This window comes from Paraburkholderia aspalathi (assembly GCF_900116445.1).
Classification (GTDB): domain Bacteria; phylum Pseudomonadota; class Gammaproteobacteria; order Burkholderiales; family Burkholderiaceae; genus Paraburkholderia; species Paraburkholderia aspalathi.
This window is the reverse complement of sequence record NZ_FPBH01000013.1, coordinates 75,435-92,750: the sequence shown is the minus strand read 5'-3', so window position 1 is coordinate 92,750 and position 17,316 is coordinate 75,435. Positions and strand designations below refer to the sequence as shown.

Below are 17,316 nucleotides of genomic sequence, written 5' to 3'. Positions count from 1 at the left end.
CGCAAAAGCGGGCCGCGGGGTGAAATCGTGTTGATCTTCCGGCAGCTATTCGATCAGCAATCCTCAACCTACACGTATCTTCTTGCCGATAGCGCAACGCGAGAGGCCGTGCTGGTCGATCCGGTATTCGAACAGGTGCGCCGGGACGCTGCCCTGATCGAAGAACTTGGATTGCATCTGCTTTACACCATCGACACTCACGTCCACGCCGATCACGTGACCGGTGCATGGATGCTGAATCGCCGCACAGGTAGCCGGATTGCGATCTCGACCGCAAGCGGCGCCGAAGGTGCGGACCGCTATCTGAACCACGGCGACAAGGTCGAGTTCGGCGCAAGGTACTTGTCCATACGCGCCACGCCGGGTCATACCGATGGATGCATCACACTCGTACTCGACAACGAGACCATGGCGTTTACCGGCGACTGCCTGTTGATCAGAGGCACGGGTCGAACGGATTTCCAGCGCGGTGACGCGCACGCCATGTTTCGCGCGGTCCACAACAACATCTTTACGCTGCCCGCCGCGTGCCTGCTTTACCCGGCTCACGACTATCGCGGTTTAACGGTCACCAGCGTGGATGAGGAGCGACGCTTCAATCCGCGTCTTGGCGGTGAATTGTGTGAAGACGATTTCGCCGGATACATGACGAACCTGCGCCTGCCGCATCCGAAGCAGATCGACGTGGCGGTACCCGCAAACCTGAAATGCGGCCTGGCGGCAAGCTACCCCGCGCAGATGGCGGAGCCCGATTGGGCGCCACTGACATGCAGCTTTGCGGGCATCTGGGAAATCAACGCCCAGTGGCTCGAGGAAAATCTGCGGGCAGTCGAGATCGTCGACGTGCGCGAGCCCGACGAGTTCAGCGGGCCGCTGGGGCGCATCCCCGTTGCGAAGCTCATTCCATTGGGCGAGCTCGCCGGGCGTATCGCCGAACTCACGAAGGAACGCCCGATCGTGACCGTCTGCCGGGCCGGCGGACGGTCGGCACAAGCCACGATCATGCTGCGGCAAGCCGGATTCGAGCAGGTTGCCAACCTGCCCGGCGGCATGCTCCGCTGGCGCGCGGAAGGCCGCGTCGTTGAAAACGCCAGCATGTGACGGAATCGTCAATCGTCGGCTGATGGCGATCCATCGGCCACGCCGCGTCTGATTTAACGCTTCACGCGTGCTCCTGCTTCCATTGCCGATAACGCCGCGTCAGGCGGCGCGTGCGCAGTTGATCCATGATCAACGTTAAGACCGCGGAATACTGAGCGGGCGCAGTACGTCCCGTGCCGAGCGATCGCAGACGGCGTTTGACGAGCGCCATGCGCGCGATTGCCGCAAGTGCCCGGTCGCGCCACTCGACCGGCTGCATGTGCGCCCCCAGATCGGCGCCTGCCTGCCAGCGTGCCGGCAGATCGGGCATCACGGCAAGCGCCGTGGCCATGCCGACGACGGCGACACCACTGTTCAGCACCTGCTCGGCCACAGCGCGGCGCCGGATGCCACCGGTGGTCATGACAGGCATCGTGGCGACACCGGCCAGATCCTTGGCGAATTCGAGGAAATAGGCTTCGCGCGCGAGGGTGCGCCCGTCGGCAGTGTCGCCCTGCATCGCAGGGCTTTCGTAGCTGCCGCCCGATAGCTCGACCAGGTCGACCGACAGGTCATTCAGCCACAGCACGACTTGCCGGGCGTCCTCTTCCGAAAAGCCACCGCGCTGAAAATCAGCGGAGTTCAGTTTGACGGCCACGCAAAAACCCGGCGAAACCCTTGCGCGTACCGAACGCACCACGTCCAGCAACAGACGGGCACGGTTGGCAAGATTGCCGCCCCAACGGTCGGCGCGGCGATTGGTCAGCGGCGAAAGGAATTGCGAAATCAAATAGCCATGTGCGGCGTGAATTTCCACGCCCGTAAACCCCGCCTGCTCGGCAGCGTGCGCCGTCGCCGCAAAGCGGCCGATGGTCTCGCTTATCTCAGCCTCGCTCATGGCGCTCGGCTGCGCGAACAGCTTGCTGTGTTTGCCGAGCGCCATCGGCACAGCCGAAGGCGCCCACGCCGTGCCGCCCATTGCCGCGAGCACCTGCCGGCCTGGATGATTGATTTGCATCCACACCTGGGCACCACGGCTGCGGGCCGCCTGTGACCACTGCGTGAAGGGTGCGAGAGGCGTATTGGCCTCAAGCACGATCCCGCCTGGCCCGGTTAGCGCCCGGCCGTCGATCATCACGTTGCCCGTGACGATAAGACCTGCGCCACCTTCGGCCCACGAACGGTATAGGCGATGGATCGTCTCGCCAGGCAGTTGCCCCGCGTCGGCAAGATTCTCTTCCATCGCCGCTTTGGCGAGACGGTTGGGCAGCCAGCTGCCGTTGGGCAACTGCACGGGTGTGAACAGCGAAGTAGTCATGGCGGAGTCAGCATACAAAAGGAGCGATGCCGCTATACTAAGATTCAAGTCAACTTGAAGGTCAAGCGATTATGAGAATCGGCGAACTCGCGGAAAAAACCGGCCTCGCACCGTCCGCCATCCGCTTCTACGAGCAGAGCGGCTTGCTGCCCGAGCCGGAGCGCAGTCCCAACGGTTATCGCGTCTACTCTGAGCAGGCCATTGGGCGCCTGCGCGTGGTGCAGTTGGCGCAGAACCTGGGCTTTCCGCTCGACAGGCTGCGCGAGGCCTTCTCTGGTGACGAGCTTTATCCGAAAGAGGATTTGCTGCACAAACTCGATACGCGGCTCGAGGAGATCGAGCAACTCATGACCGCCCTGCGTCTGCAGCGAAAGACGCTACGCACGCTTCGCACCACGCTCAGCGAAGCGTGGGCTCAAGGAAAGTGTGTCGATGGCGAGGAATTGGCCAATCAGCTCCTGGCACAACAGCAGGAACCGTCGCGCCGGTCAAAGACCCGACACGAATGAAGCAGGCCGCGCGCGCACCACGATCAAAGCTTATTTGTTGAACGGCGCCTTTTCCGGTTCAGCTGCGTACTTGTCGCGGATGGCGTTCACGCAGTGCGTGAAGCGCGTGCGGAAACCCACGGGGTCGGTGCTCGGCGGTGTGAGTCCGTCCGAAGTCACGCTCCATCCGTCGGACGTACGGATGACATCAAGATCGAAGGACGGACCCGGCTCGTTCTCGAGAATCACCGTTTCGCGCACATCCCGGCCTCCCGCGCGGATGATCGCCATACACCCCTGGCGGAGCCCGCCCGAAGCATGCGTGTTGCCGCTACCCGGAGCGGGGTTGTCCGGCGCTGCGCCGTACATCCGCATTGATTCGAATTGGGGCGGCGTCCCGGTGGTAACGAATGCGGCGTCGGCCTCGGATATCCCGTCACTACAGCCGGTTACCAAGGTAGAGATCGCAGCCAACATGACGCCGGCGGAAGCGCGTCGGAGACTCGATGTGGCGTAGCGTGGCATGGTTGGTCTTGGAATTTATAGTACGTAGCGGTAAGCGGCATTTTAGGGCAAGTCGGCATTCGCCGGACCATGCAATGCTTAAGAAAACCTTATGCAATACAAACTATTACGTGATTTTCTCACCGTTGCATAAATCGTCAGTGCGTTATGGAATCGAAAGCGTCGGTTCATCCAGGCGACTCAATTCCACTGCACATTCATCCCCGATTACCAAATGTTTCGTAACAACCAAAAGGACGAGAGATGAAGACGATCAGGAGATGGAAGCGTACACAAAGCGCCTTTGGCGCGAGCGTTGCCTTGCTGGCCGGACTGTACTCGCTGGGTGCAGCGGCAAGCGATGAACACGATCACGAGCATGAGTCAGTGAAACATGTGCTGCTGATTAGCTTCGACGGCTTGCATGAGCAGGACGTCGCACGCTGTATCGGTTCGAATGCATGCCCCAATCTTGCGTTGCTGGCCAAGTCGGGCACGACTTACACCAACGCGCACACGCCACATCTTTCGGATTCGTTCCCGGGCCTCGCGGCGCTCGTCACCGGTGGCTCGCCCAAATCCGCGGGCCTCTTCTACGACGTATCGTATGACCGCACGCTCTACGCGCCGTCCGATAGCAGTTGCACCGGCAAGCAAGGCTGGAACGTCGTATTCGACGAGACCACTGGCATCGACGGCGAGAACGGCGGCGCTCTGACCCATCTCAACGGTGGCGGCGCGTTCAATCCGCAAGCCATCCCGCATGCGTTGGTCAATGGCGTCTGTACGCCCGTCTATCCGCACAATTATGTGAAGACCAACACGATCTTCGAAGTGGTCAAACAAAACGTGAAAGGCGCTCGCACCGCATGGGCGGACAAACATGCGTGGGGCTACGACTGGCTCAATGGACCGTCCGGCACAGGCGTCGACGATCTTTCGCGCACCGAGATCAACTCGATTGATCCGGCTACCAATACGAACTACATCGACATCTACACGCACACGGAAAAGTTCGACAATCTGCACGTGCAGTCGCTGATCAATGAAATCGACGGTAAGGATTCGACCGGCCAATCCAGCGCCGACATACCGACGGTGTTCGGCACCAACTTCCAGACACTGAGCGTCGCCCAGAAGGCAACGGTCGCAAATGGCGGCGGCTATCTGGATGCGAGCTTCACGCCGGGTCCGCAGGTAAGCGGCGCGATTGCTTATCTGGACAACGCCTTGGGTCGCATCGTGTCCGAACTCAAGCAGCACAACCTTTATTCGTCGACGGCGATCATCGTCACGGCGAAGCATGGGCAGTCGCCGACCGATCATTCGAAGCTGGTCAAGAACGGCGACACGCTTTCGAAACTGCTTGAAGCAAACAACTATCTGGACCCGAACGGCAACTTCGGGCAGAACAGTACGAAAAGCGGCAACCTCAATGACGGAACGGGGCTCGTCGATACGGGTTTCGTGCAGACCGACGACGTCGGCCTGATCTGGTTGCGAGATCAAAGCCAATTGCCGGCAGTCGTGAAGACCCTGAAAGACAACCTGAGCTGCAACGCGCCCGGCATCTGTGCGGACGGTCCGCAGGCGTACATTCTGTACGGCCCGCAGTTGAACGGGTGGTTTGGCGATCCGGCACGCGGACGCACGCCTGACATCGTCGTCCAGCCGAACCCGGGGGTCATCTATACCTCGAGTACGGCTAAAGACGAAGAGCACGGCGGCAACGCGCCCGACGACAGCCATCTTGGTCTCGTGGTCTACGTGCCTCACGCCCATCACGCTGGCCGGACCAACGACGAGCGTGTATCGACCACGCAGGTCGCACCGACGATCCTGCGTTTGCTCGACCTGGAACCTGAACTGCTGCACTCGGTCGCTGTTGAAGGAACGCGTGCGCTACCGGGCTACGATCGCGAGCGCTTCTAGGCGATTGGAAGCGAGTGCGCGGCTAGTACCGCGCACTCGCTTCACCGACGATGCCGTTTTTAACTACTCGAAGTCGTTTCTGACGACGTCGTTGGAGACGTAGACAGCACCTTGATCGACTCCCAACGCGGATGCAGGAGCCGCAACATAGCGAGAATCGCGCTCTTGGTATCTTCTGACACGGTTAGCACGTCACTTCCTGTCTGAACCGCTTTCTTGCCATGTTGGCAATACTGATACTCCACGCGAACCGTTACTGACATGATTACGATTTCCTTCCTGTTAAGACTGATATCTGGTGAGTGATCGACGGTTGATCGCTATCAGTCATTCCCGGTTCGACTCGATTCGATTGACGAATCCGCAATCCAGCAAGATCTGACACAAGTCTTCGGGCGAGCAGGATGATCCCGCCACTTCGCTCATCCGCGCGAGAACATCAGAGAACGAAGCAAGTACGCGCCAACTGTCATAGTAAGCATGCAGTTGCGGCACGACCTCGTTGCCCAGTTTTTCCCAGCGGACGGAAAGCATGCCGACCGTTCCGCCGCCCTCCACCCGGTAGAGACCGAAGGTGACGGCCGAGACGACGGACATCACCCGGCAATAGGAAGCCGGGTTCACATAGAATTCACGCCTGAGACGCTCATCGTTGCTCATCGCCGTTCTCCCCCGAGTTTTTACGGTTGTAACCCGTATAACGGCGCGCAGATGTCGAAGCTTGAGTCTTGCAGGCGTCATTTGCCTCGCAACGTGAACACACTCAATAATCAGACGAGAAGCCACACCGGGATGACCAGTGCGGCTACCATTCTCTATCGCTAGCGTTCAATGTCGTTGCACTGCGGCACGAAGCTTTGTTCATGCAAGATCGCGTCCCAACTACGCCCTGCTTTGGAGCAAAAGTAAATGCGAAGCCGCGCAATCAGCATTGCTCGTCAATTCAACGCCCGATATCGGCTCTTTAATTGCCTGGATCTCTTCAAAGAAGGCATCCCGAACATCAGATGCCATCAAGAGATTTACGTCCGCGTAATCGATGCGCCGCCATCGACGAGCGAAGCAGTACCGGTCACGAAGGACGAGTCATCCGACGCGAGATACAGCACCGAACGGGCGAGTTCTTCCGGCCGTGCGACTCGCTTGAGCGCATGCAAGCCGGTCACGAAGGCTTGCGACTCAGCGGTGTCGTTCATGTCGCGATACATCGGCGTGTCCACGGCACCAGGCAGAATGGCGTTGACGCGCACACCTTGCGGGCCATACTCGGCAGCCAGCGCTTGTGTCAGCCCAATCAAACCGGCCTTGCTCGCGGCGTATGCCGCCGTGCCCGGGAAAGCGAATGAGTAGCCAACGAACGTCGACGTGAAGATAACCGACCCGCCACCGTGCTTCGCCATCTCGGGGATCTGGTGCTTCGCACCCAAAAAGGCGCTCGTCAGATTGGTCGCCAAAGCAGCCGACCAGCCCGCTTCCGACACGCCCGAGGTCGGGCCCATTTCGCCCAGCGTGCCGGCGTTGTTATAGGCAATGTCGAGCCGGCCGAAGCGGCTCACGGCGAGCGCGACCAGCGCTTTCGCGTAGTCCTCTGACTGCACGTCGCCCGCCAGAAACGCGGCCTCGCCGCCTTCGCTGGCAATTTCGGCTGCGAGCGTTTCAAGTTCAGCTTCGCGGCGCGCCGCGATCACCACTTTTGCGCCTTCCGCGGCGAACAGTTTTGCGGTGGCACGGCCAATTCCCGCGCTGGCGCCGGTCACGATCGCGACTTTTCCTGATAAGCGTTGCATGTTCAATCTCCTGCTGCAGTGTGTTGACCAGTGCCCAGTGCCTTGGTCCGTGAGAAGCAATATAGGCTTCAGTCACTATCGCAGGAAGGCTCAAAACATGGGTATATCATTCAGCATTTGTGAATGATCGGGGAAAGACATGGACCGGCTGCGTGCTTATGAAGTCTTCGTGACCGTGGTGAGCCGCGGCAGCTTCACGCGCGCCGCCGATGCGCTCGAGACGTCGCCCGCCAACGTGACCCGCTACGTGAATGAGCTGGAAGCGCACCTGGGCACACGTCTGCTGAATCGCACCTCGCGCAGGCTTTCGCTGACCGAGGGCGGCGAGACGCTTTACGCTCGCTGCAAATCGATTCTCGACGACGTCGCCGAGACTGAGGGGCTTGTATCATCGGCATCGGTCGAACCGCGCGGCCGATTGCGCATCAATGCGCCTGTGAGCTTCGGCATTTTGCATCTGGCGCCGCTATGGCCCGAGTTCATGCGGAAATATCCCGGCGTGGAACTCGATGTCGCGCTGATTGACCGCGTCGTCGATATCGTCGAGGAAGGCTACGACCTCGCCATTCGCATCTCACGCGCCGGTTCGACCAGCCACGCAGCACGCAAGCTGGCGACATCGAGAAACATTCTTTGTGCGTCGCCGGAGTACCTGGCGCGTTGCGGATACCCTGCTGAGCCAGCCGACTTGATCGAGCATCAATGCATCGGCTACTCGTACGCCGCCACCGGCGACGAGTGGCAACTCATGGACAGTGAGCGCAAAGCGCACACCGTGAAGGTCAACTGCCACATGCATACCAACAACGGCGATACCGCACGTGCGGCTGCGCTCGCCGGGCAAGGCGTGATCTGGCAGCCCACCTTTCTTATCGGTAACGACCTGCGCGCCGGCAAGCTGGTTCAGGTATTGCCTGACTATCGCTTGCCTGACATCGACGTACTTGCGCTGTATCCGAGCCGTCGGCATCTGAGTGCAAAGATACGCGCGGTGGTCGATTTTCTGGTCGAGGCGTTCGGCGGCGTGCCGCCGTGGGATCGGGATGACGGAGGTTGAACGAAGGTCACGTCGCCCCCGCTCACGATTTGCCACTACCCGGCGCGGCTGAAGCTCGATACTGCTGCCACCGGATACACGCCGATTTGCCTGCGACGCGTATCCGGCAAGCAGTCACTCACCCACCGAACACTTCCGTCATCTGCGCATTGAAGTTATTGACGAAGGCGTGCTCGCCGGGTCCCGGGTTCGCGCGGAACGCCTTCGCCCCTTCAACCAGTACCTCATCCGCGTCCGTTCCGAGGACAGCGATCGTTTCGTCGATGAAGGCGTCAAGCGGCATTGCCTGTTCGGCCTCGCGGCTGTTCATGAGGTCCGTGCGCACCCAGGGCGGTGCGATTTCGAGTACGCGAACCTTCGTGTCCCGCAGCATGAAGCGTTGCGAGAGGACGTACGAATGCAGCGCCGCCTTGGTCGACGAATACACCGACGTCACGGCCAACGGAACGAAAGCGAGGACCGAGCTTGTATAGGCGACGACAGCGTCGTTCCGGGTCTTGAGATGATCGAGCAGCGCCGACGTCATGCGGATCGGCCCGATGAGATTGGTCGTGACGGTGGACACCAGCAGCGCGTCGTCGATGTGGCCGCCCGCCTGGTCGGGCTCCATGATCCCAGCGTTGTTGATCAGCACGTTGAGGTCGGGATAGTCCGCAATCAGTTGCGCCGCTACCTTCTCGATGCTGGCCGGATCGGCAATGTCGAGCTCGATTGCAGACATGCCGGGATTCGCTGCCACTACCTCGTCGAGATGTCCGCGCCGGCGGCCGCTGATGATGACCTTGTTGCCGCGCTTGTGGAGTGCTTCGGCAAGCCCGCGGCCAATGCCAGAACCACCGCCCGTGATGAAAATCGTGTTTCCGGTGAGTTTCATGATCGTATTCCTGATGAAGTTGATTTGCTGTAGATGAGGTTGGCGTGGTCAGGCAGGGAAGCTGTCGCCGAACATCGGCAGACCGCTCGCTGATTCGGCCCGGGTCGCTTCGTCCTGAAGCACGTCCCAATGCTCGGCGAGCTTGCCGTTTTCAAAGCGGACGACGTCCGCTGCGACCCACGCAGCAGGCCGGCCGTGTCCCGAGAAGCGCCCATGTGCAATGACGTAGTCGCCTTCGGCCAGGATCAGTTGGTTCTCATAGCGCAAGGTGTCGGGCAGCGTGCGAATCAGGTCGAACAGGCCATCCCGTCCCGGCGCGATATGAGCGCTATGTTGGATGTAGCGATCGGACCAGAAGCGCTCGGCCGCTGCGTAGTCGCGCTTGTTGAACAGGGTGTCGAATGCTTCCAGCACGAGCGCCTTGTTCTGTTCAGGGGTTGTCTTCGTCATGGTGATGCCCTCTTTCAAGAGTGAGGTGACGACGCGTTCAGGCGTCGAATAACCGTGGTGCCTCCTGTTGCCTGGACACTCAGGTAAAGAAGGCTATACTTAAGACAATGGTGAATGACATTGTCATTGAAGTGGATTGTGGGTGGCCATCGTGGCGATGTCAATGGTGATCACCATTGTATTTTTTGATGAGTCTTATTGGGTCGCTATCGACCAAAGGGGGGAAAGTGGGTGTTTCCAGGCAGCAAGCGATGGAAAACCGGCACGCAATCGTGGCCGCGGCTGAAAAGCTGTTTCGCGAGCGTGGCGTCGATGCGGTCGGTCTCGCCGAGTTGATGAAGGCGGCGGGCTTTACGCAGGGCGGTTTCTACAACCACTTCAAATCGAAAGACGCGCTGGTCGCCGCGGTGATGGAAAAGGCGATGGAAGAAGGGGGAGAGGCTTATGCCGCCCTGATCGACGGCGCGAAGTCATCTGGCGCTGACCCGGTCAAGTACAACATTGAGTGGTACCTGTCGCCCGAGCATCGCGCGAATATTGAGGCGGGGTGCCCCTGGTCGGGTTTTGTAGGCGACGCCCGCCGATTCGACGACGTCGCACGCGGCGCTTACGCAGAGGGGCTCGCGGTGAACCTCGACCGATTCGCCAAGGTCATCGAAGAGACCGAGGGGATCAGCGAAGGCGGTCGCAGCAAGGCGATCACTTTGTTTAGTCAGATGGTCGGCGCGCTGCTGCTTTCGCGGGCTGTTGCAGATGTTGATCCGGCGCTCGCGGATGAAATTCTTGACGAGGGTCGCCGGCATCTTCTCGCTGCGGTGGAGACGCAGGCTGAAACTCAATCGCGCGGACACTCGCGGCGGCGTTAGCTCAATGTGTAGTGCAGCGGTGTGCGTCAGTCATCGATATCGACAGGCACGCCCAATCCAACCTTCACGCGGCTCATGCTCACGAGCGTCTTGAAGCGCTTCACATTGTTATTGGAAAAGAACAACTGCCGGGTCAGGTCGTTGTATTGCTCCATGTCCCGCACTGTGAAGATCAAGACGAAATCCCATTCCCCCGCGACGTAGTAGCACTGCTGGATCTGCGGGCATTGCTCAAAGGTTCGCTTCATCGAATCGAGTAGGTCGATCTGCTCGCTCTCGACTTCCACCATGGAGACGATGGTGAGAGGACAGCCCACCTTTTCGGGCGCGACGATCGCTGTGTACCGGTCAATCACGCCGTCTTCGGCGAGGCGGCGCAAACGGCGGTTCACCGCGGCAGTTGAGAGGTTAACCCGGGCGCCAAGTTCGTTTTGCGGGAGTTGAGCGTCCTGCTGGACCTCGGCTAACAGCTTGCGATCGAAAGCGTCGAGAGTGATAGCCATGAGGCGGGTCCTTGTGCGAAAGCGAGAAATTATTGCGCCGGAGCCCCAGATTTAGGGATTAATTTGAGCACGTCAAGCAATATTATTTTGGCATTGGTTGACGTATCGATTCCCCGTGGCGGGAAATCTGATGGTCCTGCCCGACATTCATTCACAGGAGCCGCACCGCAATGCTGATCGCGAACGAGCGCGCGTCGCACACCGACTACCCGAACGAGCTGAAGGTAGTTCTCAACGTGGAGGCCGCCGAACAGAGCCGCGCATGGCTCAAGAACTGGGCGCTTCTCGGTTCGTCCGCTACCCCGCTATGGGATCTTCCCGATGCGGCGGCGCGACTTGGCGTGGCGCGTCTGTGCATCAAAGACGAATCCGTCCGTTCACCGCTCGGTAGCTTCAAGGCGCTGGGCGCGCCTATTGCGCTCGTGCGCCTGATTTTGCGTTTGTGGCCCGAGCACAATCTCGATCCGAAGGGTTTGATCGAGGGGCACTACAAGGACATGCTCACGAACTTCGTCGTGATCAGCGCGACCGACGGCAACCATGGCAAAGCCCTGGCCGCAGCGGCACAAACACTCGGATGCAATTGCGTGATCGTCCTGCACGCCAACGTGAGCGCTGAACGCGAGCGGGCCATCGCCGCATACGGTGCGCAGATCATTCGTATCAAGGGCAACTACGACGAGTCGGTGGAAGAAGCTGCGCGCCTTGCAAAAGACAACGGTTGGCATGTGGTCTCAGACACATCCTATGAAGGATATGAAGCCATTCCTCGCGACGTCATGCAGGGCTACGGCGCGATCGCGGCCGAGATCGTCGAGCAATCCGAAAGTCATGCCGACGAATGCGCCTTCACCCATATATTTCTGCAGGGCGGTGTCGGCGGTCTTGCTGCCGGAGTCGCCAGCTATCTTTGGGAGATTCATGGCAGCAAACGTCCGCGCTTCGTTGTCGTCGAGCCGCAGCAGGCAGACTGCCTGTATCAAAGTGCACGCGAAGGCCGGGCGGCGAAAGCAACCGGCTCCGTCGATTCCATCATGGCGGGCCTTGCATGCGGCGAAGCTTCACCGCTCGCGTGGAAAATCCTCGAGTCGTGCGTAGACGATTTCATGACGATCAGCGACAAAGACGCGATTACCGCGATGCGCCGGCTCGCGGCTGGAACGGATGCGGATGTTCCGCTGATAGTCGGTGAATCCGGCGCAGCGGGCTACGCGGGCCTCGAAGTCCTCATGCAGGATTCGCAACTGGCACGCGCCGCCGGCCTGGACAAAGATTCGCGCGTTCTCGTGATCAGCACCGAGGGAGCAACGGCGCCGTCGGTCTACCGCGAATGCGTGGGCGAAACGGCCGACTCGGTGCTTTCACGTCAGGCTCAATGGCTCGAAGCCGCGGTTCGATAAGACAAGCTGAATGGTCACCGAAAAAGAGGTAGACGTTATGGAAATCGCCTTGCAATCGCAGTTGAAGAGTTGGCGTCAGCATCTGCACCAGAACCCGGAAACCGGCTTCGAGGAAGTCGCGACTTCGGACTATGTCGCGCGCGCCTTGAAGTCTCTCGGCCTCGACGTGCACCGAGGAATCGGCGGCACCGGACTCGTCGCCAATCTCACGGTCGGCAACGGCCGTGGCGTGATTGGTCTGCGTGCGGACATGGATGCACTGAATATCGCGGAGAACGCACCGGACCGCCCGTATGCCTCGCGAACGCAAGGCAAGATGCACGCCTGCGGACACGACGGACATATGTCGATGATTCTCGGGGCCGCGCGTCTGCTGGCCGAAACGAAGAATTTCAACGGCACCGTACGATTCATTTTTCAACCGGCCGAAGAACATGGCCGCGGTGCGAAAGCGATGATGAACGACGGGCTTTTCGATCGATATCCCGTCGACGCAATCTTTGGCGCGCACAATATGCCGGGCATGGCCGCCGGGACCTTCGCGACACGCGCGGGCGGCATCATGGCCAGCGAAGACAATTTCGTCATCCATATCAAAGCCCGCGGCACGCATGCAGCGAGACCGCACATGGGCGTCGATCCGATTGTGATCGCGTCGCAAATCGTGCTGGCATTGCAGACAATCGTGTCCCGCAACCTCGATCCAAGCCTGCAGGCGGTGATCTCCTGCACGGAGTTCATTACGGATGGCATCCGCAACGTCATCCCGTCGAACGTAACGATCAAGGGCGACACACGCAGCTACATTCCCGAAGTCCGGACCATGCTGGCAAACCGCATGCGAGAAATCAGCGAAGGGATCTGCCACGCGCACGGGGCTGAATGTGCGTTCGAATACACGCACGAATTCGCGCCTACGGTGAATTCACCGGAATATGTGGACCTTGCCGTTTCGGCCGCGCGCAATATCGTAGGCGCAGATAACGTCGACGCCGGCGTGCAACCCATGATGATCTCCGAGGATTTCGGCGCGTTCCTTCAGGCAGTACCGGGCAACTTCATTTTCATCGGCAATGGCGAGACGGGGAAGGAAGGGAGTACTCCGCTCCACAACGCCACCTACGATTTCAACGACGAGATATTGCTCACCGGTGCGCGATATTTTGCTGAAATCGCGCGGCTCGCGCTCCCTTCTGCCTGAGCTACGTCCCCTTGCTGCCCGGCATCAGAGACCGGCGCTGGCCGCGGTTTTTGATGAGCGTCAGGCGGGGGAATCACCCGCCTTCGCAGCCTTTATGGCGGCGCACTCAAGCATGGCTTCGCCGATCACGTTTTCTCCCCGCTCGTTGAGAGCAGCGCCGGCCCCTTCGATATCCCGCACTTCCTTGTTCTGGCCGAGCTTGATCTTCCCGACCAGGCGCGTGATTTCGATCTCAACGCCGACGATCGCCTTGAGCATCATATCGATGTAGTCGGCGGTGCTGTCCGTCATCTTCCACGGACGAGTCTGGGAGGCTTCATGAGTCCGTGTGAGGCGAGCGACCAGCCCGCGAACATAGCGTTCGTCATCGCGGATGGTCACCCGGCCGTGCGCGTGGACCACCCTGTAGTTCCATGTCGGCACCTGCTTGTGCAACTCGTGCTTGCTCGGATACCAGTTGGGCGAGATGTAAGCGTCGCCCGCGCGAAACACGACTAGTACCTCGTCCCCGTTGGCCACGTCCTGCCAGACCGGATTGGCGCGAGCCACGTGAGCATGAAGGACGCCGTACGCGCCCTCGCCGGCTTTCAGATCAAACGGAATGTGGTTGGCGTCCAGACCGCTTTTGCCATGCGTGATCAGCGTGCCGAACGGATTCTCTGTGATCAGCGAGTGCAGCACCTCGGTGCGCGGTTCATCAAAATGAGTGGGTACGTACATAGGGGCTCCGTGATGAGTGCAGCGATGCGCTAACCCTCATTGCAGGCAACGCCGGTGCGGCAGGCCTGGAAAGAATTGTGGCGGCAAACTGGTTTATATTGTAGAACCAGTTTGGATCATTTTCTTTGGACCAGAAAGCCATGGCTCGCAAACCGAAAGCGGTGGACGTTCCGGCGATCGGCATGCTGGATCGAGCCGCGGGCCATTTGGGCCGCCAGCTCGCCCAGGCACTCCGCGAGGCCGTCCGCCGTGGCGACCTCAAACCCGGTGAAGTGCTCCCCTCCACGCGCACCTTAGCTGCGTCCTTGCATGTTGCACGGGGAACCGTCGTCGAGGCATTCGAGCAACTGATCGCCGAAGGCTTTCTGCAATCGCAGCCTGGCTCCGACACGCGCGTGGCGCAGTCGTTGACGCTCCCTGCCGATGCCCGAGGGCGGTTCTCATCCGTTGAAACTGCCCCGCTTCCAGAACGCGCCCATCTTTTCGCACAGGTTGCACGTCAATTTTCTGCCGTGCCGCAAGCGCCTTTTGCAGTTTCAGTACCCATTGGCCCTGCCGCTCCGGACGATATCTGGCGCCGGCTCGGCAACCGGCTGCGCGCCCGCGGACCCGGCGCGCCGGCGGGGTATGGCGACCCACAAGGAGCGTTGGCGCTGCGCGAAGCAGTGGCCGACTACGTCAGGAAATCGCGCTCGGTTCGTTGCGAGGCGGACCAGGTGATCATTACGAGCGGCACTCAACAAGGCCTTTACCTGTCATGCCAGGTGCTACTCGATGGCGACGCGTCGGCGTGGGTGGAGGACCCGGCGTATCGGGGCATTACGGCTATTCTGGAAAGCACCGGTCGCCCGGAACGCATGATCCGGGTACCCGTCGATGCGGAGGGCCTCAACGTCGATGAGGGTATCAAGCTGGCACCACACGCACGGGCGGCATTCGTCACGTCGTCGCACCAATATCCTCTCGGAATGCCATTGAGTATGGCGCGGCGCAACGCGCTGTTGGCGTGGGCCCGCGCGAACAACGCCTGGGTGGTCGAAGACGACTACGACAGCGAACTGCGTTATGCGGGACATCCGTTTCCGTCGCTTCAGGGACTCGATCCCAATCGGGTGGTTTATCTCGGCACCTTTAGCAAGATCCTGTTTCCGTCATTGCGGCTCGGCTATGCGGTTGTCCCGCAGAACCTCGTGGAGGCATTCTGCGGCGCGCGCGTGCTCATGGATCGCAATCCCCCGAACGCAGATCAGCATGTACTGGCGGCTTTCATCGCGGAAGGCCATCTGGATCGTCACATCCGGCGTATTCGTGGCGTCTATGCGGACCGCCGCGCGTGCATCATCGAAACGCTCGAGCGACTGCTGCCGAAAGAGGTCGCCTGGTTGCAGCCGAGCGATCAGGGCATGCACCTTGTGCTTTGGCTCGGAGGGAATGTCGACGACAGGTTGGTCGCGTCGTTAGCGGGCGAACGCGGCGTTGCTGTACGAGCGGTGTCGCCCATGTATTCCAATGGAAAAGGTCCAATGGGTTTGATACTGGGTCTGGGTGGTTTCAGCGACGCCGAAATTGAAATTGCCACTCAACATCTCGCCGGGTGTATCGCGGCTGCGGCAAAAGCGGCGCGCCGTGCGAATCCGCAGGGCGCCGCGACCGTTAAAGCGTAACCCGCGCACTAGCCTTGCTGCGCTTGCCAGCCGATGCCAAGACTCTTCTGCAGTGACACAAAGTCCTTGAGCAATTCGGCCTGTCCCGCGACTACATTCTGCTGCGCGGTGAATTCTTCGCGTTGCGTGTCGAGCAGATCGATCAGCGTGGCGACACCGGCGGAATAGCGCTGCCGCATCAGCGTGGCCGAGTGGCTTGCTGAGGTTTCCACCTTTTGCAGTGTGACGACATGATCGCGCTGATGCCCATAGCGCGAGAGCGACGAGTTCGCGTCCTGCAGCGCACCGAGCACGGCCTTCGTATAACGCGCCTCGGCTTCGTCGCGCGATGCCTCGGCTGCGTGCACGCTGCCCAGTGTGCGGCCAAAATCGAACGCGTTCCATTGCAGATACGGCGCGGTGATCCAACTGAAATTGTTCTTGCGCACGAGATGCCCCGGATCGCCCGCGCTGAAGCCGATATCGCCGAGCAACGTCACCTTCGGGAAAAAATCCGCGATGTGTTCGCCGATCTGCGCATTGCTCGACGCAAGCCGCCGCTCCGCCGCGCGAATGTCGGGACGCTGCTGCAACATCGCCGACGGATCGCCGATCGCCACTGTCCCGGGCAACGCCGGCAGCGGCCGTGTACCTGCGAGTTGCTGGTCTAGCGCGCCGGGCTCACGGCCGGTCAGTACGGCGAGACGATCGAGCGAATCGGTCAGTTGCGCGTCAAGCGGAATCAGCGTTGCGCGTGTGTTTTCAACCTGCGTACTCAGGCGTTCCACATCGAGGTCTGCTGCCGTGCCACGCTCCCGGCGCTGCTGCGTGAGCGTCAACATCTTCTGTTCGGTCTCAGCCTGACGCCGCGCGAGTTCAAGCCGCGTCTGCTGGTCGCGCAGTTCGATGTAGACCTGCGCAACCTCAGCCGCGAGCGACACCTGGGTGTCCGCGAGATCGGCGTCGACGGCTTCCGCATCCGCGGACGCCGCTTCGATAGCACGCCGCGTGCCGCCAAACAGATCGATTTCCCATGTAGCGTCGAAGCCTGCGGTGTAGAGCTGCAACGGGCCGCGACCCGACGATGTGCTACTGCCTGAGCTGAGCGAACTCAGATCAGGCGAGCGCATGCGCAGCGCTGCAGCATCGCCGGAGATTTTCGGCAATTCGTTCGCACGTTGCTTCTGCAGTTGTGAACGCGATTCCCGCAAGCGGGCCTGCGCAATATGCACGTCGGGACTATGCGCAAAGGCCGCGGCAATGAGATCGTTCAACTGCGGATCGTTGAATGCGAGCCACCACTGGTTCGGCGCGGGCGTCGCGGTCGTACCGGCAGCCGGCGCACGCACGAAGGTCGCGCTGCTGCGGGCGTCCTGCGCAACCGGCGGCGCGCCGTGATAATCCGGGCCGACCGTGCAACCCGACAAGGCGGACAAAAGCACGGCGGCGGCCAGTGCGATAGACGAGGGACGGTTGAACATCATGGTGTGATG

Annotated in this window: 17 protein-coding genes; 8 read left to right on the top strand and 9 right to left on the bottom strand. The window is 60.5% G+C overall.

The window, feature by feature from the left end; all coding sequences use genetic code 11:
- Positions 1-30: 30 nt before the first annotated feature.
- Positions 31-1,101 (top strand): rhodanese-like domain-containing protein, encoded by a 1,071-nt coding sequence (locus BM438_RS20555; protein WP_093637189.1) that lies wholly within the window; start codon positions 31-33, stop codon positions 1,099-1,101.
- Positions 1,102-1,162: 61 nt separating this feature from the next.
- Here the strand turns inward: BM438_RS20555 and BM438_RS20550 are convergent, their stop codons facing one another.
- The gene (locus tag BM438_RS20550; RefSeq protein ID WP_208620680.1) at positions 1,163-2,398 is read right to left on the bottom strand and encodes an NADH:flavin oxidoreductase/NADH oxidase family protein; all 1,236 of its coding nucleotides are present in this window, start codon (positions 2,396-2,398) and stop codon (positions 1,163-1,165) included.
- Between the two features lie 71 nt (positions 2,399-2,469).
- On the opposite strand from BM438_RS20550, the gene BM438_RS20545 reads away from it, so the two are divergent.
- A complete protein-coding gene (locus tag BM438_RS20545; RefSeq protein ID WP_093636851.1) occupies positions 2,470-2,907 on the top strand; it encodes a MerR family transcriptional regulator in 438 nt (145 codons plus the stop codon).
- Between the two features lie 30 nt (positions 2,908-2,937).
- Here BM438_RS20545 and BM438_RS20540 read toward each other — a convergent pair whose 3' ends face one another.
- Positions 2,938-3,363, bottom strand: coding sequence for a hypothetical protein (locus BM438_RS20540; RefSeq protein ID WP_143131730.1), 426 nt, complete (start codon positions 3,361-3,363; stop codon positions 2,938-2,940).
- A 291-nt stretch (positions 3,364-3,654) separates the two neighbouring features.
- Between BM438_RS20540 and BM438_RS20535 the strand changes: the two genes are divergently transcribed.
- Positions 3,655-5,322, top strand: coding sequence for an alkaline phosphatase family protein (locus BM438_RS20535; RefSeq protein WP_093636844.1), 1,668 nt, complete (start codon positions 3,655-3,657; stop codon positions 5,320-5,322).
- 327 nt (positions 5,323-5,649) lie between these two features.
- Here the strand turns inward: BM438_RS20535 and BM438_RS20525 are convergent, their stop codons facing one another.
- The gene (locus BM438_RS20525; RefSeq protein WP_093636838.1) at positions 5,650-5,982 is read right to left on the bottom strand and encodes a hypothetical protein; all 333 of its coding nucleotides are present in this window, start codon (positions 5,980-5,982) and stop codon (positions 5,650-5,652) included.
- Positions 5,983-6,344: 362 nt separating this feature from the next.
- On the bottom strand, positions 6,345-7,109 hold the full coding sequence (locus BM438_RS20520) for an SDR family oxidoreductase (RefSeq protein ID WP_093636835.1): 765 nt from the start codon (positions 7,107-7,109) through the stop codon (positions 6,345-6,347).
- A 139-nt stretch (positions 7,110-7,248) separates the two neighbouring features.
- Here BM438_RS20520 and BM438_RS20515 point away from each other — a divergent pair, with 139 nt between their 5' ends.
- Complete coding sequence (locus tag BM438_RS20515; protein ID WP_093636832.1) at positions 7,249-8,166, top strand: LysR family transcriptional regulator; 918 nt, start codon at positions 7,249-7,251, stop codon at positions 8,164-8,166.
- 118 nt (positions 8,167-8,284) lie between these two features.
- On the opposite strand, the gene BM438_RS20510 is transcribed toward BM438_RS20515, so the two are convergent.
- Together BM438_RS20510 and BM438_RS20505 are read right to left on the bottom strand one after the other, a co-directional pair.
- Entirely contained in the window at positions 8,285-9,040 is a 756-nt protein-coding gene (locus BM438_RS20510; RefSeq protein WP_093636829.1) for an SDR family oxidoreductase, read from the bottom strand.
- A 48-nt stretch (positions 9,041-9,088) separates the two neighbouring features.
- Positions 9,089-9,490, bottom strand: coding sequence for a nuclear transport factor 2 family protein (locus BM438_RS20505; RefSeq protein WP_093636827.1), 402 nt, complete (start codon positions 9,488-9,490; stop codon positions 9,089-9,091).
- A gap of 227 nt (positions 9,491-9,717) precedes the next feature.
- Between BM438_RS20505 and BM438_RS20500 the strand changes: the two genes are divergently transcribed.
- On the top strand, positions 9,718-10,356 hold the full coding sequence (locus BM438_RS20500; RefSeq protein WP_093636824.1) for a TetR/AcrR family transcriptional regulator: 639 nt from the start codon (positions 9,718-9,720) through the stop codon (positions 10,354-10,356).
- A 26-nt stretch (positions 10,357-10,382) separates the two neighbouring features.
- Here BM438_RS20500 and BM438_RS20495 read toward each other — a convergent pair whose 3' ends face one another.
- Positions 10,383-10,859, bottom strand: coding sequence for an Lrp/AsnC family transcriptional regulator (locus tag BM438_RS20495; RefSeq protein WP_093636822.1), 477 nt, complete (start codon positions 10,857-10,859; stop codon positions 10,383-10,385).
- A gap of 170 nt (positions 10,860-11,029) precedes the next feature.
- On the opposite strand from BM438_RS20495, the gene BM438_RS20490 reads away from it, so the two are divergent.
- Both BM438_RS20490 and BM438_RS20485 read left to right on the top strand, forming a co-directional pair.
- On the top strand, positions 11,030-12,259 hold the full coding sequence (locus BM438_RS20490; RefSeq protein ID WP_093636819.1) for a diaminopropionate ammonia-lyase: 1,230 nt from the start codon (positions 11,030-11,032) through the stop codon (positions 12,257-12,259).
- A 37-nt stretch (positions 12,260-12,296) separates the two neighbouring features.
- Positions 12,297-13,460, top strand: coding sequence for a M20 aminoacylase family protein (locus BM438_RS20485; protein WP_093637183.1), 1,164 nt, complete (start codon positions 12,297-12,299; stop codon positions 13,458-13,460).
- Positions 13,461-13,520: 60 nt separating this feature from the next.
- On the opposite strand, the gene BM438_RS20480 is transcribed toward BM438_RS20485, so the two are convergent.
- Entirely contained in the window at positions 13,521-14,180 is a 660-nt protein-coding gene (locus BM438_RS20480) for an FMN-binding negative transcriptional regulator (protein WP_093636816.1), read from the bottom strand.
- A 140-nt stretch (positions 14,181-14,320) separates the two neighbouring features.
- On the opposite strand from BM438_RS20480, the gene pdxR reads away from it, so the two are divergent.
- Positions 14,321-15,844: a MocR-like pyridoxine biosynthesis transcription factor PdxR gene (gene pdxR / locus BM438_RS20475; protein WP_093636813.1), complete on the top strand. Its 1,524-nt coding sequence runs from the start codon at positions 14,321-14,323 to the stop codon at positions 15,842-15,844.
- An 8-nt stretch (positions 15,845-15,852) separates the two neighbouring features.
- Here the strand turns inward: pdxR and BM438_RS20470 are convergent, their stop codons facing one another.
- Positions 15,853-17,307 carry an efflux transporter outer membrane subunit gene (locus BM438_RS20470; protein ID WP_093637180.1) on the bottom strand — a complete coding sequence of 485 codons (1,455 nt, stop codon included), beginning with the start codon at positions 17,305-17,307 and terminating at the stop codon, positions 15,853-15,855.
- Between the last annotated feature and the right edge of the window lie 9 nt (positions 17,308-17,316).

What these genes read in the sequence shown, in the direction of transcription:
- BM438_RS20550 (WP_208620680.1), bottom strand. Translation starts at nt 2,398, where the DNA reads ATGACTACTTCGCTGTTCACACCCGTGCAGTTGCCCAACGGCAGCTGG.
- BM438_RS20545 (WP_093636851.1), top strand. Translation starts at nt 2,470, where the DNA reads ATGAGAATCGGCGAACTCGCGGAAAAAACCGGCCTCGCACCGTCCGCC.
- BM438_RS20540 (WP_143131730.1), bottom strand. Translation starts at nt 3,363, where the DNA reads ATGTTGGCTGCGATCTCTACCTTGGTAACCGGCTGTAGTGACGGGATA.
- BM438_RS20535 (WP_093636844.1), top strand. Translation starts at nt 3,655, where the DNA reads ATGAAGACGATCAGGAGATGGAAGCGTACACAAAGCGCCTTTGGCGCG.
- BM438_RS20525 (WP_093636838.1), bottom strand. Translation starts at nt 5,982, where the DNA reads ATGAGCAACGATGAGCGTCTCAGGCGTGAATTCTATGTGAACCCGGCT.
- BM438_RS20520 (WP_093636835.1), bottom strand. Translation starts at nt 7,109, where the DNA reads ATGCAACGCTTATCAGGAAAAGTCGCGATCGTGACCGGCGCCAGCGCG.
- BM438_RS20515 (WP_093636832.1), top strand. Translation starts at nt 7,249, where the DNA reads ATGGACCGGCTGCGTGCTTATGAAGTCTTCGTGACCGTGGTGAGCCGC.
- BM438_RS20510 (WP_093636829.1), bottom strand. Translation starts at nt 9,040, where the DNA reads ATGAAACTCACCGGAAACACGATTTTCATCACGGGCGGTGGTTCTGGC.
- BM438_RS20505 (WP_093636827.1), bottom strand. Translation starts at nt 9,490, where the DNA reads ATGACGAAGACAACCCCTGAACAGAACAAGGCGCTCGTGCTGGAAGCA.
- BM438_RS20495 (WP_093636822.1), bottom strand. Translation starts at nt 10,859, where the DNA reads ATGGCTATCACTCTCGACGCTTTCGATCGCAAGCTGTTAGCCGAGGTC.
- BM438_RS20490 (WP_093636819.1), top strand. Translation starts at nt 11,030, where the DNA reads ATGCTGATCGCGAACGAGCGCGCGTCGCACACCGACTACCCGAACGAG.
- BM438_RS20485 (WP_093637183.1), top strand. Translation starts at nt 12,297, where the DNA reads ATGGAAATCGCCTTGCAATCGCAGTTGAAGAGTTGGCGTCAGCATCTG.
- BM438_RS20480 (WP_093636816.1), bottom strand. Translation starts at nt 14,180, where the DNA reads ATGTACGTACCCACTCATTTTGATGAACCGCGCACCGAGGTGCTGCAC.
- pdxR (WP_093636813.1), top strand. Translation starts at nt 14,321, where the DNA reads ATGGCTCGCAAACCGAAAGCGGTGGACGTTCCGGCGATCGGCATGCTG.
- BM438_RS20470 (WP_093637180.1), bottom strand. Translation starts at nt 17,307, where the DNA reads ATGATGTTCAACCGTCCCTCGTCTATCGCACTGGCCGCCGCCGTGCTT.